We start from the raw sequence: 15,268 nt of genomic DNA on the forward strand, positions 1-15,268 counted from the left end.
GGAGCGGCCTGGTGACCGATCTCGACCAGGGGCAGACCCAGGAGACCGGCGGCAGCGCCGCCGACGAGCCCGCCCGGCCGTCGGCCACCCGGCGGGTGCGGGCCCGGATCGCCCGGCGGATGACGCCGCAGCGGGTCGCGATCGTCAAGCCGGTCCTGGAGCCGCTGGCCGCGGTGCACCGCTCGCTGCACCCCAAGGCCGACCTCATGCTGCTCCAGCGCGCCTACGACGTCGCGGAGCTCAAGCACGAGGGCCAGACCCGCAAGTCCGGTGACCCCTACATCACGCATCCACTGTCCGTCGCGACGATCCTCGCCGAGCTCGGCATGGACACGACGACGCTGGTCGCGGCGCTGCTGCACGACACCGTCGAGGACACCGACTACTCGCTGGAGCGCCTGCGCGCGGAGTTCGGGGACGAGGTCGCGCACCTGGTCGACGGCGTGACCAAGCTGGACAAGGTCGAGTTCGGCACGGCCGCCGAGGCGGAGACGATCCGCAAGATGGTCGTCGCGATGGCCCGGGACCCACGGGTGCTGGTGATCAAGCTGTCGGACCGGCTGCACAACATGCGCACGATGCGCTTCCTGCGCCCGGAGAAGCAGGTCAAGAAGGCGAACGAGACGCTGGAGGTGTTCGCCCCACTCGCGCACCGGCTCGGCATGGCCACCGTGAAGCTGGAGCTCGAGGACCTGTCGTTCGCGATCCTGCAGCCGAAGAAGTACCAGGAGATCGTGCGGCTGGTCGCCGACCGGGCGCCGTCGCGGGACACCTACCTGCGCCAGGTGATCGACGAGGTGACGCTGCAGCTGGACTCGGCGCGGATCCCGGCGACCGTCGAGGGCAGGCCGAAGCACTACTACTCGATCTATCGCAAGATGATCGTCAAGGGCCGCGACTTCGACGACATCCACGACCTCGTCGGCGTCCGGGTGCTCGTCGACGAGGTGCGCGACTGCTACGCCGCGATCGGCATGGTGCACGCGCTGTGGCAGCCGATGCCCGGCCGGTTCAAGGACTACATCGCCCAGCCGCGCTTCGGCGTCTACCAGTCGCTGCACACGACCGTGATCGGCCCGGACGGCAAGCCGCTCGAGGTGCAGATCCGGACCCGGTCGATGCACCGCACCGCCGAGTACGGCATCGCAGCGCACTGGCGCTACAAGGAGGTGCGTGCGGCCGCAGGCAAGGAGGTCGAGGTCGAGGAGATGGCGTGGATGCGCCAGCTGCTCGACTGGCAGCGCGAGGCCGCCGACCCCGGCGAGTTCCTCGACTCGCTGCGCTTCGACCTGGCCGCGCGCGAGATCTTCGTGTTCACGCCGAAGGGCGACGTGGTCACGCTGCCGACCGGATCGACCCCGATCGACCTGGCCTACGCCGTGCACACCGAGGTCGGGCACCGGTGCATCGGCTCGCGGGTCAACGGCAAACTCGTCGCGCTCGAACGGCAGCTGTCCTCCGGCGACGTGGTGGAGATCTTCACGTCGAAGGCCACCGACGCCGGGCCGAGCCGGGACTGGCTGCAGATCGCGAAGTCCCCGCGGGCCAAGGCGAAGATCAAGCAGTGGTTCGCCAAGGAGCGCCGCGAGGAGGCCGTCGAGGAGGGCAAGGAGGCGATCACGCGGGAGGCCCGCCGGACCGGCATGCCGATCCAGCGCCTGGTCTCCGCGGACGCCATGTCCACGCTGGCCAAGGAGATGCACTACCCGGACGTCTCCGCGCTCTACGCCGCCGTCGGCGAGCACCAGGCCAGCGCCCAGCACGTCGTGCAGCGGCTGGTCGCGTGGTTCGGCGGCGAGGAGGACGCGGAGGAGGAGCTCGCCGAGCGGGCCACCCCGTCGACGGTCCGGCCACGGCGCACGGGTGGGAACGCGGGCGTCGTGGTGCTGGCGGAGGACGGCGAGACGGTCGGCGACCTCTACGTGAAGCTCGCCCGCTGCTGCACCCCGGTACCCGGCGACGAGATCCTCGGGTTCGTCACCCGCGGAGGCGGGATCAGCGTGCACCGCACGGACTGCACGAACGCGGGTGACCTGACCACCCGCAACGAGCGGCTCGTCGACGTGGCGTGGTCGGTGTCGCCGGAGTCGGTGTTCCTGGTCGCGATCCAGGTCGAGGCGCTGGACCGGCACCGGCTGCTCTCCGACGTGACGAAGGTGCTGGCCGACGAGAAGGTCAACATCCTGTCGGCCTCCACGACGACGTCGAAGGACCGGGTCGCGGTGTCCCGCTTCTCGTTCGAGATGGGCGACCCGAAGCACCTCGGCCACCTGCTGCAGGCCGTCCGCAACATCGAGGGCGTCTACGACGTGTACCGGGTGACGAGCGCGACCTGATCGTCGCGCAGACTGGGGCGCATGAGCGCTCCCGAACCGGCCGACCCGCACATCTGGCTCGAGGACGTCACCGGTGACGACGCGCTGGCCTGGGTGCGCGAGCGCAACGACGAGAGCCTGCCGTCGCTGACCGGGCACGCGGAGTTCGCCGAGGTCCGCGACGGGCTGCGCGCGGTCCTGGACTCCACCGACCGGATCCCGTACGTCCGGCGCCGGGGTGAGCTGCTCTACAACTACTGGCAGGACGCCGACCACCCGAAGGGCCTCTGGCGTCGCACCACCCTGGACTCCTACCGCACCGCCGCTCCGGACTGGGAGATCCTGATCGACCTCGACGCGCTCGCCGCGGCCGAGGACGAGAACTGGGTCTGGGCCGGCGGGGCGGTGCTGTTCCCGGACTACGAGCGGGCGCTGGTGCAGCTGTCCCGCGGCGGTGCGGACGCGACCGTCGTCCGCGAGTTCGATCTCCCGACGAAGGAGTTCGTGACCGACGGGTTCGTGCTGCCCGAGGCGAAGCACCGGCTGTCCTGGATCGACCGGGACACCGTGTTCGTCGGCACCGATCTGGGGGAGGGCTCGCTCACCACGTCCGGCTACCCGCGGGTGATCCGGCGCTGGTCACGCGGCACGGCGGTGGCCGACGCGCCGGTCGTGTTCGAGGCCGAGCCGACGGACGTCGCCGCGTTCGCCGCGCACGACAGCACGCCGGGGTACGAGCGCGACATCGTCGGACGCAGCCCGGACTTCCACACCAGCGAGCGTCACGTGCTGCGACCGGACGGCTCGCGGGTGTTCGTCGACGTCCCGGCGGACGCGGCGGCCGACCTGGAACGGGAGTGGCTGCTCGTGCGGCCGCGCTCGGACTGGACGCTCGGGCCGACCGTCCACCCGGCCGGGTCGCTCGTCGTGTTCGACCTGGAGGACTACCTCGCCGGCGGGCGCGACGGGCGGGTGCTGTTCACGCCGACGGCGCACCGCTCGCTGTCCGGGTGGGACTGGACGCGCCACCACCTCGTGCTGTCCGTCATGGACGACGTCGTCACGCACCTCGAGGTGCTCACCCCCGCGGACGGCTGGGCGTCGCGCGAGCTGCCGGCCGGTCCGGCGTTCTCCTCGCCGGGAATCATGGACGCGGACCCGCGGCTCGACGACGTGTACCTGCTCGACGTGGACGGCTACACGCTGCCGTCCACGCTGATGCGCGGTGACCTCGCCGATCCGGACGCGCCGCTGGAGACGCTCCGCCAGGCCCCGACGTTCTTCGACGCGTCCGGCGTGGCCGTCCGGCAGTTCTTCGCCACCTCCGACGACGGGACGCAGGTGCCGTACTTCGTGGTCGGCGCTCCGGACGCGACCGGGCCGGTGCTGATGACCGGCTACGGCGGCTTCGAGATCTCGTTGACGCCGGGGTACAGCGGGCTGATCGGCCGCGGGTGGCTGGAGCGCGGCGGGACCTACGTGGTGGCGAACATCCGTGGCGGCGGCGAGTACGGGCCGTCGTGGCACACGTCGGCGCTGCTGGAGAACCGGCACCGGGCCTACGAGGACTTCGCTGCCGTCGCACGCGACCTCGTCGCGCGCGGGATCACCACCCGCGAGCGGCTCGCGATCCACGGCGGCAGCAACGGCGGGCTGCTGATGGGCGTGATGCTCACCCGCTACCCGGAGCTGTTCGGCGCGATCGTGATCATGGTGCCGCTGCTGGACATGCGCCGCTTCCACCTGCTGCTGGCCGGCGCGTCCTGGATGGCCGAGTACGGCGACCCGGACTCGTCGGACTGGGAGTTCATCGGCGGGTACTCGCCGTACCAGCACGTCAGCGCCGGCGCCGACTACCCGCCGGTGCTGGTCACGACGTCCACCCGGGACGACCGTGTGCACCCCGGGCACGCCCGCAAGATGGTCGCCCGGCTGCGCGAGCAGGGCCACCGCGTGGAGTACTACGAGAACATCGAGGGCGGGCACGGCGGCGCCGCGGACAACGCCCAGCGCGCGTTCCAGTGGGCGCTGGTGTTCGAGTTCTGCCGGTCGCGCCTGGGGTGATCAGGACGCGGTCGCGGTCCTGATCTGCACCGGGGTCGCGGGCGCGCCGTCGTCCCCGCCGCCACCGACGCCCGCCTTGCCGATGTCGGTCAGCGTGGACAGGCCCTCCGGGCCGATCGAGCCGAACACCGTGTACTGCGGCGGCAGCTCGGCGTCCCCGTAGATCATGAAGAACTGGCTGCCGTTCGTGTTCGGGCCGGAGTTCGCCATGGCCAGCAGGCCGCGGCCGTACTTCAGGCCGGGGAACACCTCGTCGTCGAACTTGTAGCCGGGGCCGCCCGAACCGGAGCCGGTCGGGTCGCCGCACTGCAGCACCTGAAGGCCCTGGCCGGTGGTGATGCGGTGGCAGGTCGTGTCGTTGTAGAAGCCCTTCTGGGCCAGGTTCACGAAGCTGTTCACGGTGCACGGGGCGAGCGAGCGGTCCAGCGTCATGTCGATCGGACCGGCGCTCGTGTCCAGGTTCGCCGCGACCGTGCCGTTCGTGCTGACCGGTCCGTTCGCGGGCGGGCTGACCGGCTTCGCGGCGGCCTCCGCGGCCGGGTAGGTGCAGTCGACCGACGCCGGCAGCGCCTGCGGGCGCTTCGGAAGCGGCGCGGTCGCCACGCCGGACGTGTCCGGGCCGAGCTGCTCGGGCGCCGTCGCGTAGAGGTAGACGCCGACGCCCGCGGCGATCACGACGACGACCGTGACGATCGATGCGATGGTCGTGTTGCGCTTGCGCCTGCGGAGCTGCTCCTCGCGCCGCTTCTGCTGGTTGGCCAGCTTGCGCTTCGCCGCGTCCCGGCGCATCTGGTTGGTCGCCACGCGGCGCAGGGTAGCGATCGTTCCTGAGAATGATCCTGAGAGGTCGGATACTGGGAGGTCGGGGCCTCGGGGCGGCATCTAGGCTGGCGGGATGAGTGCGGCGACCGACGAGCGGGCGGACAGGGCCAGGCGGCCCGATCCGCTCGCCGCCCCGAAGGGGATCCCGGAGTACCTGCCACCCGAGTCGGCCGGGTTCACCCATGTCCGGGACACGCTCGCCGCGGCCGCCGAGCGTGCCGGATACGGCTACGTCGAACTGCCGGTGTTCGAGGAGACCGCGCTCTACGCCCGCGGGGTGGGGGAGTCGACGGACGTCGTCTCCAAGGAGATGTACACGTTCGCCGACCGCGGCGAGCGCTCGGTGACCCTGCGCCCCGAGGGCACCGCGGGCGTCGTGCGGTCGGTGATCGAGCACAACGTCGACAAGCAGGGTCTCCCGGTCAAGCTCCGCTACGCGGGGCCGTTCTTCCGTTACGAGCGGCCGCAGGCCGGGCGCTACCGGCAGCTGCAGCAGGTCGGCGTCGAGGCGATCGGTGTGGACGATCCGGCGCTGGACGCCGAGGTCATCGCCGTCGCGGACGAAGGTTTCCAGCGGCTGGGCCTGAGCGGCTACCGCCTCGAGATCACCTCCCTCGGCGACGACGAGTGCCGCCCGGCCTACCGCGCGCTGCTGCAGGAGTACCTCGCCGGACTCGACCTCGACGAGCCCACCCGCGAGCGCGCCCGTATCAACCCGCTGCGGGTGCTCGACGACAAGCGGCCCGCGGTGCGCGCGGCGATGGAGAACGCGCCGCTGCTGGTTGACCACCTGTCGTCGGCGTCCGCCGAACACCACGCCCGCGTGCTCGAGTACCTGGACGACCTGGGCGTCGCCTACACGCCGAACCCGCGGATGGTCCGGGGTCTGGACTACTACACGAAGACGACGTTCGAGTTCGTGCACGACGGGCTCGGCTCGCAGTCCGGGATCGGCGGCGGCGGTCGCTACGACGGGCTGATGGAGACGCTGGGCGGCCCGTCGCTGTCCGGCGTGGGGTTCGGCATCGGTGTGGACCGCACGCTGATGGCCTGCGGTGTCGAGGGCGTCCGGCCCTGGTCGGAGGCGCGCGTCGAGGTGTTCGGCGTGCCGCTCGGGGACGAGGCCAAGCGGCGGCTGGTCTCGGTCGCGGCCGGGTTGCGCTCGCGCGGGGTGCGGGTGGACCTGTCCTACGGCGGCCGCGGGCTCAAGGGCGCGATGAAGTCGGCCGACCGGTCCGGTGCGCGGTTCGCGCTCGTGCTGGGGGACCGGGACATCGAGGCCGGCACCGTCGGGCTCAAGGACCTGGTGTCCGGCGAGCAGACGCCGGTCGCGCTGGACACGTGCGTCGACGAGGTGCTGGCGGCGCTCGACCGCGTCGGATGACGGCGACCGACCGGGAGCGCTGGGACCGGCGGCACGCCGTCGTCTCCGCGCCGGTGCCGATGCCGCCCGATGCGCTGCGGGGACGTTCCGGGCTCCTGCCGGCCGGCGGCGCGGCGCTGGACCTGGCGTGCGGGTCGGGGCAGGTGGCCGTGTGGTTGGCGCTGCGCGGCTTCGCCGTCGACGCCGTCGACGTGTCACCGGTCGCGCTCCGGGGCGGTGCGGCGCTGGCCGCCGCGCACGAGGTGACGGTCCGGTGGGTGGAGTCCGACCTGGACGACGGCCTGCCCGACGGGACCTGGGACGTGATCGTCTGCCAGCGCTTCCGCGACCCGGCGCTCTACCCGGCTCTCGCGGCGGGCCTGGCTCCCGGTGGGCTGCTGGTGCTCACGGTGCTGAGCGAGGTCGGGGACGAGGGCGGCCGGTTCCGTGCGGCCCCCGGCGAACTGCTCTCCGCGTTCGACGAGCTCGAGGTCCTGCACCACGAGGAAGGGAACGGGGAGGCGACGTTGCTCGCCCGGCGGAGCTGACCGGCCAGGGCGCGGCCGGGCCGGCCGCGCCGAGATGCGGGTGAGCGGGAGTTGTCGATCTCCGCTCCCCGCTGAGCCGCATCTCGGCGGGGGTGTCGTCGCCTGCCGGTGCCGGCCTGGTCGGGCCCGAGCGCTCAGCGGCGGGCGGCGACCACCGCGGCCAGTCCGGTCGTGACCGGCACCGACGCGACGAGCCCGATGCTGCCGACGAGCGTGCGGACGATCTCGGTCGCGACGTCCTGGCTCGTCACGACCTGACCGAACGACGTCGAACTGACCGTGAACAGCAGCATCAGGGGCAGCGCCGCACCGGCGTAGGCCAGGACGAGCGTGTTCACGGCCGAGGAGACGTGGTCCCGCCCGATCCGCATGCCTGCCGCGAACAGCGTGCCCGCGCCGAGGGACGGGTTCGCGTCGCGCAGCTCCCAGACGGCGCTGGCCTGGGTGACCGTCACGTCGTCGAGCACACCCAGTGCGCCGATGACCAGGCCGGCGAGGACCAGTCCACGGGCGTCGATCGGGATGTTGCCGAGCGTCCCGATCAGGTTCGCCGTCGTGTCGTCCAGCCCGGTGAGGCGTGTGGCGACCGTGAACAGCGCCCCCAGCCCGCCGATCAGCACGAGCGAGACCAGCGTGCCCAGCACGGCGCAGGACGTCCGGGCCGAGAACCCGTGCGACAGGTACAGCACCACGAACATGATCACGCCGGCACCGGTCACGGCGACCGCGAGCGGGCTGTGCCCTGACAGGATCGACGGCAGGACGAACAGCAGCAGCACGACGAAGCTCAACCCGAGCGCGACCAGCGCGGCCAGACCACGCCACCGCCCGAGGACCAGCACCGCGACCGCGAACGCGGCGGCCAGCCAGAGCAGCGGCGCGCCGCGCTGGAAGTCGGTGATCTGGTACGAGCCCGCCTCGTCCGGGTTGCCGCCGGAGTACGCGAGGACGATCTTGTCGCCGACCGCGAACCGCGGCGTCGACGGTTCGGCGGGCACGAGCTGCACGAGATCGCTCCCGGACCGCGGCCCGTCGGTCATCCGGACCGTCACGCCGGTGCATCCGCCGCTGCCGGAACCGGGCGTGCAGTCGGCCGCCTGGACCGCCTGGACGTCTCCGTGCACCTGCTGCTGGGGAGGGATCGACGGCAGTGGTGACGTGCCCGGCCACAGCAGCGCGACACCGGCGAGCGCCGCGAGCGCACACGGCACGAGCAGCGCCGCGAGCAGGATGCGAACCCGCTTCCCGGCGGGCGTGGCCGGCCCGTGCCCGTGTCCGTGCCCGGTGCCCGGCGGGCCGCCCGGCGCGCCGGCGGGTTCGACGAGCTCGCGGACCGGCAACCCTCGCTCGCGGGCGGCGTCGGACACCGTGCGTGAGCGGTCGGTATCCGGGCGGAGCGTGCGACGACGCCGGGGCGGAGGGGCGTCGACCGGAAGATCGGCGTCCGTCGACGGGTCTGCGCGTGACGCCACCTGGGCCTCGTCGTTCGGGGCGCCGCCCGTGTCCACCGGGTCGTCCGGTGGCGTGGAGCGCGGCGCCGGCGGCCCGGGGTCACGGAGGACGCCGCCGGCACCGGCCCCGTCGGAGCCGCGGTCGAGTCCGGGGCGGTGCGGGGCCCGGTCGTGCAGGGGGCGGTCCAGGACCGGACCGGTCGTCTCCTGTGGACTCTCCGGGACGTCGCCGGGAACGGCGTGGCGAGCGTCCGGGGACGGGGCGCCCGGCCCGACCGGACGGCGCGGGCCGGGGCTGGGCCGCGGACGCGGGATGTGCCGCGCCAGGACGGCCGATCCGTCGTCCGAGTTCTCGGGTGGTGCGGCGACCCGGACCTGCCCGGCCGACGCCGCGACGGCGTGTGGCCGGTCGGCGCCGGCGGACGCGGCGGGCGCGCTGTCGGACGCGGTTCGGACGCCGGCTGCCTGGTCGGTGTGCGACCGGTCCGCCGCCGACCGGTCGGCCTGGCGCGGAACGCCCGCCGACGGTGCCACCGGCTCGCCGGCGTCGAACCAGGCCGAGGCCCGTCCCGGGACGGCGTGGTCGGGGTCGTCGGGCCGGGCCGTGGTCCGGCCGGGAGCGCCGGAGGGCCCGTGGTCCTCGGCCCGCTCCGGCTCCTCGTCGTCCTCGTCGGATCCGGGCGGGTGGCCGGCGCCGGAGGTCTGCACCGGCGTGTCGTCGTCGGGGACCGCGTCGTGGGCCGCGTCGTGGGCCGACGATCCGGGGGCGACCGGGGGCCACACCGCGTCCGATGCGTCGTCCGGCGACCCGACCGTCTCGGTGAACGCCGGTGACCACGGCGATCCGGGAGACTCCGGCCGGTCGGTCCCGCCCTGCTCGAGCCTGCCGTGCGGGTCGGCGCGGTCGGGCGCCCACGGGGGAGGGGGAACGCCTCCATCGCGGTCCCGGCGGGCCAGGTAGTCGGCGACGGTGCGCGGCGGGGGCTCCTTGCGGATCAGCGGAGCCCCGTCCGGCGGCATCGGCGGATCGGTCCGGTGCCTGCGGTGCCGGGCGTGGCCGGACCTCTGCTCACCGTCCGGGGTGGGGGGCTCCTGCGACTGCACGCGGGCATCCTGCCAAGCCCGTCACGCCCGATGACGGCCCGTCACCCGGACGAGCCGCCGGATCCACCCGGACGATCGGTGCCTCTCACCGCGGGTCGCGCACACCGACCTCGTCCAGTACCGCGGCCACGGTCGCCTCGACCGGTCCCGCCGCGTCCACGGTGATCGCCCGCTCGTCGGCGTCCGGCGGCTCGAGCGCGCCGAGCTGGCTGTCCAGCAGCGCCGCGGGCATGTACTCGTGGTGCCGGGCCGCGACCCGCTCGCGCAGCACGTCGCCGCCGACGTGGAGGTACACGAACCGCACCGACGGGTGACCGTCGCGGAGCAGGTCGCGGTAGGAGCGCCGCAGCGCGGAGCAGGTGACGACGAGGTTCTCGCACGCCTGTTCGCCCGCCCCGATGCGCTGGGCGATCCGTCGGAGCCACGGCCACCGGTCGTCGTCGGTCAGCGGGGTGCCCGCCGCCATCGTCCGGCGGTTCACCTCGGGATGCAGGTCGTCGCCCTCGACGAACGTCCACCCGGTCGCGCCGGTCAGCGCCGCCGCGACCGCGCTCTTCCCCGAGCCGGATACGCCCATCACCACGAGCGTGGTCGTCGTACGCACGCCCGCACTCTGCCTGATCGTCGTTCGACCGTCGGGCGCACGGGACTTGCGCTGGCCTCGAACATCTGTTCGACTCAACTGGTGCGGTGGAGCGGACAGCAGGTGCGGGACGAGGGTATCGGCGGCGACGCGGCGCTGCCCGGGATGCGGGGGCTGCTGCGGTCGGTCCGTACCCCGGAGTTCGTCGGCACCGTGTTCCACGAGGTCGAGGCACGGTCGGCGCTGAACCGGGTGCCGTCGACGTCGCCGATGCCGTTCGGCTGGACGGTGAACCCGTACCGCGGCTGCTCGCACGCCTGCGTGTACTGCCTGGACGGCGCGACGCCGGTGACGCTCGCGGACGGGTCCACCCGCCCGATCGCGGACCTGCGCGAGGGGGACGAGGTGCTGGGCACCGAGCCGGACGGCGCTGGCGGCCGCCGGTACGTCCGCACGCCGGTGCTGGCGCACTGGTCCACGCGCCGCCGGGCCCACCGGCTCACGCTGGACGACGGCGTCGTGCTCGTCACCAGCGACGAGCACCGGTTCCTCACCGACGAGGGCTGGCGGCACGTGACGCCCGGCTGGTGTCGAAGCGGGCGGCGTCCGCACCTCCGTCCGGGCACGGCGCTGCAGGGACCGGGACGGGCCGCCGTCGCGAGCGGGGGCGCGGCGAGTCGGGAGGGCTACCGCGAGGGGTACGTCTGCGGGCTGGTCCGCGCGGACGCGGCGCGGAGCAGGGTCACGGCCGAGCCGTTCCCGTCGGACTGGGTGGAGCTGGAGGCTCTCGCGCGGGTGCACCACCTGCTCGCCGGGCTTCGGACGGCCGCGACGGATCGAACCGGCTCCGGCCGAGGCGCCGATTCCGCCGGTCCGACGGGCAGGGCCGAGCTCGCCGCCGCCGGGCACACCGGTGCCGAGCCCGCCGGGACCGATCGCGTCGTGGCTGAGCATGCCGGGCTCGCGCGGGCCGATGCAGCACGGGCCGGTGCCATGGGGGCAGGGGCCGGGCGTTCCGCGGTGGCGCGTAGCGGGCTTCCGCAGACCGGGATCGCCCATGCCGTGGCGGCACCGACCGGGGCGGCGCAAGGCGGTTCCGTCACGGCGGCGGCGACCGCGTGGCCGGATCATCCGACACCCGGGTGGTCGGCCGGCTTCCTGGCCGGTGTGCTCGACGCGTGCGGCGAGGTCGGGCCGCGCGGTGTCGTACTGGTCCCGGTCGGGCGGGATCTCGCCCGTCGCACGCTGGACGAGCTGCGACGCAACGGTTTCGGCGTGGTCGCCGAGCCCGCTCGGACGGCCGACGCGGTGCGGTTGTGCGTGCGCGGCGGTGCGGCGGAGCACCTGCGACTGATCGCGCTCGCGGACCCGGCCGTCGGGCGGGTCCGCGACGTGTCCGGCGCCGCGCTCTCGGCGCCGCCCTGCGGTGCGCCGCGGGTCGTCTCGGTCGAGGCGCTGGGCGTCGAACAGCCGATGTACGACATCACGACCGGCACCGGCGACTTCCTCGCTGCCGGGGTCGTCAGCCACAACTGCTTCGCCCGCAACACGCACACCTACCTCGACCTGGACGCCGGGGAGGACTTCGACTCCCAGATCGTGGTCAAGGTCAACGTGGCGCGGGTGCTGGAACGCGAGCTGGCCCGGAGGAGCTGGCGTCGCGAGCACGTCGCGATGGGCACGAACACCGACCCGTACCAGCGCGCGGAGGGCCGGTACCGGCTGATGCCGGGCGTGATCGGTGCGCTCGGCCGGTCCGGGACGCCGTTCTCGATCCTGACGAAGGGCACGGTGCTGACGCGCGACCTGCCGGACCTGACGGCGGCGGCCGGAGACGTGCCGGTCGGTGTCGGGGTCTCGATCGCGCTGGTCGACCGCTCGTTGCAGTCCCACCTGGAACCGGGCACGCCCAGCCCGGCTGCCCGCCTCGACATGGTCCGGAAGATCACCGGCGCCGGCCTGACGTGCGGCGTGATGGTCGCTCCCGTGCTGCCCCTGCTCACCGACTCCGACGAGGCGCTGGACGCCGTGCTCGGCGAGGTCGCGGCGGCCGGGGCGAGTGGCGCGACGGTGATCGCGCTGCACCTGCGCCCCGGCACCCGGGAGTGGTTCCTGCGGTGGCTGGCGCGCGAGTACCCGGCGCTGGTGCCGCGCTACGAGCGGCTCTACCGGCGCGGCGCCTACGCCGACCCGGAGTACCGGAAGCTCCTGGCGCGCCGGGTCGCGCCGCTGCTCTCCCGGCACGGGCTGGACCGCCCGTTCCCGACGCCGCGGACGACGTCGGGCGCGGTGGAGGCACCCCGGGACCCGAAGGAGGGCCAGATGAGCCTGATCTGAGCGGTGTATCGGCAGTTCTGACGACGCCGAACGGTCACCGTCGGTGCTGACATGGTGACCCGGTCGTCGGTGACCGGTCACGCCGAGCTGCGGAGGACCCATGAAGCGACTCGTCGTCTGCTGCGACGGCACCTGGAACACCGCCGACCAGACGTCGCCGACGAACGTGTCGCGGTTCCACGACAGCGTGGCGCCCACGGGCGGCGACGTCGAGCAGCGGATCCACTACCACCGCGGGGTGGGCACCGACTGGTGGGACCGGCTGGCGGGCGGGCTGTTCGGCGTCGGCCTCTCGGACGTGATCCTGGACGTCTACCACTGGGTGGTCGCCAACTTCGACGCCGGCGACGAGCTGTACTTCCTCGGCTTCAGCCGCGGCGCCTACACGGCCCGCAGCACGGCCGGCTTCATCCGGAACTGCGGCGCCCTGACCCGCGAGAACATCGGCCGGACCCGGGAGGCCTACGACCTCTACCGGCGCCGCGACGACGCGTCCGCGCCCGACGCCGACGAGTCGAAGGCCTTCCGCGACCGGTACTCCCAGGAGACGCGCATCCGGTTCGTCGGCGTCTGGGACACGGTCGGAGCGCTCGGCATCCCGCTGTCCGGCAACGCGCTCGTGGACCAGGTCAACCAGCCGTGGCAGTTCCACGACACGAAGCTCAGTTCCAGCGTCGACCACGCCCGGCAGGCGCTGGCGATCGACGAACACCGCCGACCGTTCGAGCCGTCGATCTGGGCGCCGCCGGCCGCCGGGGACGTGCCGCGGCGCCAGGTCTGGTTCCCGGGCGTGCACAGCGACGTCGGCGGCGGCTACCCGGACCGGCAGCTCGCGGACGTCACGCTGCGCTGGATGGTCGAGGGCGCGGCCGACGCAGGGCTCGCGTTCCTGCCCGGCACCGCGGGCGCCCCCGGCGCCGGACCGGTCGTGAACGCCGGTGTCGGGTGTGACCCGATCCATGACTCGATGACGCTCGCGTACCGGCTGCTCATCCCGATCAGCAGGGAGCTCGGTGCCACCGACCCGCGGACGGAGGCGGCCGCGTCGACCGCGGTCGACCGCACGGAGAACGGGGCCTGCCGGTACACCCCGGAGAACCTGCGCGCCTACCTCGCCGCCCCCGGGAATCAGGTCGACAAGGTCTGACCGACCGGGCAGGATGCGCCATCGCGCCTACCCTGGAGAGCATGACCACCGCGGTACGGCCCTCGTTCACGTTCGACAACACCTACGTGCGCGATCTCGACGGCCTCTACGAGCGCTGGTCGGCGGCGCAGGCCCCGAACCCCCGTCTGATCGCGTTGAACGAGCAGCTGGCCCGGGAGCTCGGGCTGGACCAGGACGCGCTGCGCACCGACGAGGGCGTCGGCGTGCTCGTCGGGAACGTCGTGCCGGAGGGTGCCGAGCCGATCGCCCAGGCCTACGCCGGTCACCAGTTCGGCGGCTACTCGCCCCGCCTCGGGGACGGGCGTGCCCTGCTCGTCGGGGAGCTGATCGACCCGAAGGGCGCCCGGCACGACATCCATCTCAAGGGCTCCGGGCGCACCCGGTTCGCCCGCGGCGGGGACGGCAAGGCGCCGCTCGGGCCGATGCTGCGCGAGTACGTCGTCGGTGAGGCGATGCACGCGTTGCGGATCCCGACGACCCGCGCGCTGGCCGTGACCGCAACCGGCGAGATGATCATGCGCGACCGCGGGCCGGAGCCGGGCGCCGTGCTGGCCCGGGTCGCGTCCAGCCACCTGCGCGTCGGCACGTTCCAGTACACGGCGGCCACCGGCGACGTCGAGCTCCTGAAGCGCCTCGCCGACTACGCGATCGACCGCCACCACCCGGACGCCCGCGACGCCGACAACCCGTACCTGGCGTTCTACGAACGCGTCGTCGAGGCGCAGGCGTACCTGGTCGCGCAGTGGATGCTCGTCGGGTTCGTGCACGGCGTGATGAACACGGACAACATGACGATCTCCGGCGAGACGATCGACTACGGGCCCTGCGCGTTCCTCGACGGGTTCGACCCGGCCACCGTCTACAGCTCCATCGACGAGGGCGGCCGGTACGCCTACGGCAACCAGCCCGTCGTCGCGGCCTGGAACCTGGCGCGGTTCGCCGAGACGCTGATCCCGCTGATCGACCCGGACGCCGACGCCGCCGTCGCCGCCGCCACGGAGGTGCTGCAGTCGTTCACCGACCGGCACGCCGCGCACTGGCGCGCCGGCATGCGCGCCAAGCTCGGGCTGGAGCGGGACGCGCCGGAGGACCCGTCGCTGATCGAGGACCTGGCGACCGTGCTGCGCGACGAGTGGATCGACCACACGCGCTTCTACCGCGCGCTCGCGCACGCCGTCCGCGGCGACGACGCCCCGGTGCGCGACCTGTTCTCGAAGCCCGAGGCGTTCGACGCGTGGGCGGCCCGCTGGCGTGCGGCGCTGCCGTCCGGTGACCGCGGGGAGATCGCGGCCGGGATGGACCGGGTCAACCCCGTCTACATCCCGCGCAACCACCTCGTCGAAGAGGCGCTGACCGCCGCCGTCGCGGGGGACTTCGATCCGTTCCACCGGCTGAACGAGGTGCTGGCCGACCCGTTCGTCGAACGCCCCGGTCTCGAGCGCTACACCGAGCCCGGCTCGGGCGGCTACACGACGTTCTGCGGCACCTGAAACCTGCTGGCAGGCCCCCACCT

10 protein-coding genes are annotated in these 15,268 nt (G+C 73.4%); 7 read left to right on the forward strand and 3 right to left on the reverse strand.

The window, feature by feature from the left end:
• Positions 1 to 11 precede the first annotated feature (11 nt).
• Positions 12 to 2,336, forward strand: coding sequence for a RelA/SpoT family protein (locus EV378_RS33235; protein WP_132431740.1), 2,325 nt, complete (start codon positions 12 to 14; stop codon positions 2,334 to 2,336).
• Positions 2,337 to 2,357: 21 nt separating this feature from the next.
• Entirely contained in the window at positions 2,358 to 4,379 is a 2,022-nt protein-coding gene (locus tag EV378_RS33240; protein ID WP_132431742.1) for a prolyl oligopeptidase family serine peptidase, read from the forward strand.
• On the opposite strand, the gene EV378_RS33245 is transcribed toward EV378_RS33240, so the two are convergent.
• Complete coding sequence (locus tag EV378_RS33245) at positions 4,380 to 5,183, reverse strand: peptidylprolyl isomerase (RefSeq protein WP_132431744.1); 804 nt, start codon at positions 5,181 to 5,183, stop codon at positions 4,380 to 4,382.
• 91 nt (positions 5,184 to 5,274) lie between these two features.
• Here EV378_RS33245 and hisS point away from each other — a divergent pair, with 91 nt between their 5' ends.
• Both hisS and EV378_RS33255 read left to right on the forward strand, forming a co-directional pair.
• On the forward strand, positions 5,275 to 6,585 hold the full coding sequence (hisS, locus tag EV378_RS33250; RefSeq protein ID WP_132431746.1) for a histidine--tRNA ligase: 1,311 nt from the start codon (positions 5,275 to 5,277) through the stop codon (positions 6,583 to 6,585).
• On the forward strand, positions 6,582 to 7,112 hold the full coding sequence (locus EV378_RS33255; protein ID WP_132431748.1) for a class I SAM-dependent methyltransferase: 531 nt from the start codon (positions 6,582 to 6,584) through the stop codon (positions 7,110 to 7,112). Before hisS ends, EV378_RS33255 begins: the two co-directional genes overlap by 4 nt.
• A 134-nt stretch (positions 7,113 to 7,246) precedes the next feature.
• Here EV378_RS33255 and EV378_RS36970 read toward each other — a convergent pair whose 3' ends face one another.
• Together EV378_RS36970 and EV378_RS33265 are read right to left on the reverse strand one after the other, a co-directional pair.
• Positions 7,247 to 9,667, reverse strand: a complete 2,421-nt coding sequence (locus EV378_RS36970) for a YibE/F family protein (RefSeq protein ID WP_341540460.1) — start codon at positions 9,665 to 9,667, stop codon at positions 7,247 to 7,249.
• An 85-nt stretch (positions 9,668 to 9,752) separates the two neighbouring features.
• Complete coding sequence (locus EV378_RS33265; protein ID WP_243653882.1) at positions 9,753 to 10,271, reverse strand: gluconokinase; 519 nt, start codon at positions 10,269 to 10,271, stop codon at positions 9,753 to 9,755.
• Between EV378_RS33265 and EV378_RS36075 the strand changes: the two genes are divergently transcribed.
• The 3 genes from EV378_RS36075 to EV378_RS33280 all read left to right on the forward strand — a co-directional run bounded on the left by EV378_RS36075 (position 10,155) and on the right by EV378_RS33280 (position 15,245).
• Complete coding sequence (locus EV378_RS36075; protein ID WP_279389673.1) at positions 10,155 to 12,587, forward strand: intein-containing Rv2578c family radical SAM protein; 2,433 nt, start codon at positions 10,155 to 10,157, stop codon at positions 12,585 to 12,587. The two genes, EV378_RS33265 and EV378_RS36075, sit on opposite strands and share 117 nt — an antisense overlap.
• Positions 12,588 to 12,687: 100 nt before the next feature.
• Positions 12,688 to 13,734, forward strand: coding sequence for a DUF2235 domain-containing protein (locus EV378_RS33275; RefSeq protein ID WP_132431750.1), 1,047 nt, complete (start codon positions 12,688 to 12,690; stop codon positions 13,732 to 13,734).
• Positions 13,735 to 13,775: 41 nt separating this feature from the next.
• The gene (locus EV378_RS33280; RefSeq protein WP_132431752.1) at positions 13,776 to 15,245 is read left to right on the forward strand and encodes a protein adenylyltransferase SelO; all 1,470 of its coding nucleotides are present in this window, start codon (positions 13,776 to 13,778) and stop codon (positions 15,243 to 15,245) included.
• Positions 15,246 to 15,268: the final 23 nt, after the last annotated feature.

The sequence above is a fragment of the Pseudonocardia endophytica genome, assembly GCF_004339565.1.
Taxonomy (GTDB): domain Bacteria; phylum Actinomycetota; class Actinomycetes; order Mycobacteriales; family Pseudonocardiaceae; genus Pseudonocardia; species Pseudonocardia endophytica.

Excerpts from the sequence above, each read along its gene's own strand:
- EV378_RS33240 (WP_132431742.1), top strand. The coding sequence starts at position 2,358 with ATGAGCGCTCCCGAACCGGCCGACCCGCACATCTGGCTCGAGGACGTC.
- hisS (WP_132431746.1), top strand. The coding sequence starts at position 5,275 with ATGAGTGCGGCGACCGACGAGCGGGCGGACAGGGCCAGGCGGCCCGAT.
- EV378_RS33255 (WP_132431748.1), top strand. The coding sequence starts at position 6,582 with ATGACGGCGACCGACCGGGAGCGCTGGGACCGGCGGCACGCCGTCGTC.
- EV378_RS36075 (WP_279389673.1), top strand. The coding sequence starts at position 10,155 with ATGCAGGTCGTCGCCCTCGACGAACGTCCACCCGGTCGCGCCGGTCAG.
- EV378_RS33275 (WP_132431750.1), top strand. The coding sequence starts at position 12,688 with ATGAAGCGACTCGTCGTCTGCTGCGACGGCACCTGGAACACCGCCGAC.
- EV378_RS33280 (WP_132431752.1), top strand. The coding sequence starts at position 13,776 with ATGACCACCGCGGTACGGCCCTCGTTCACGTTCGACAACACCTACGTG.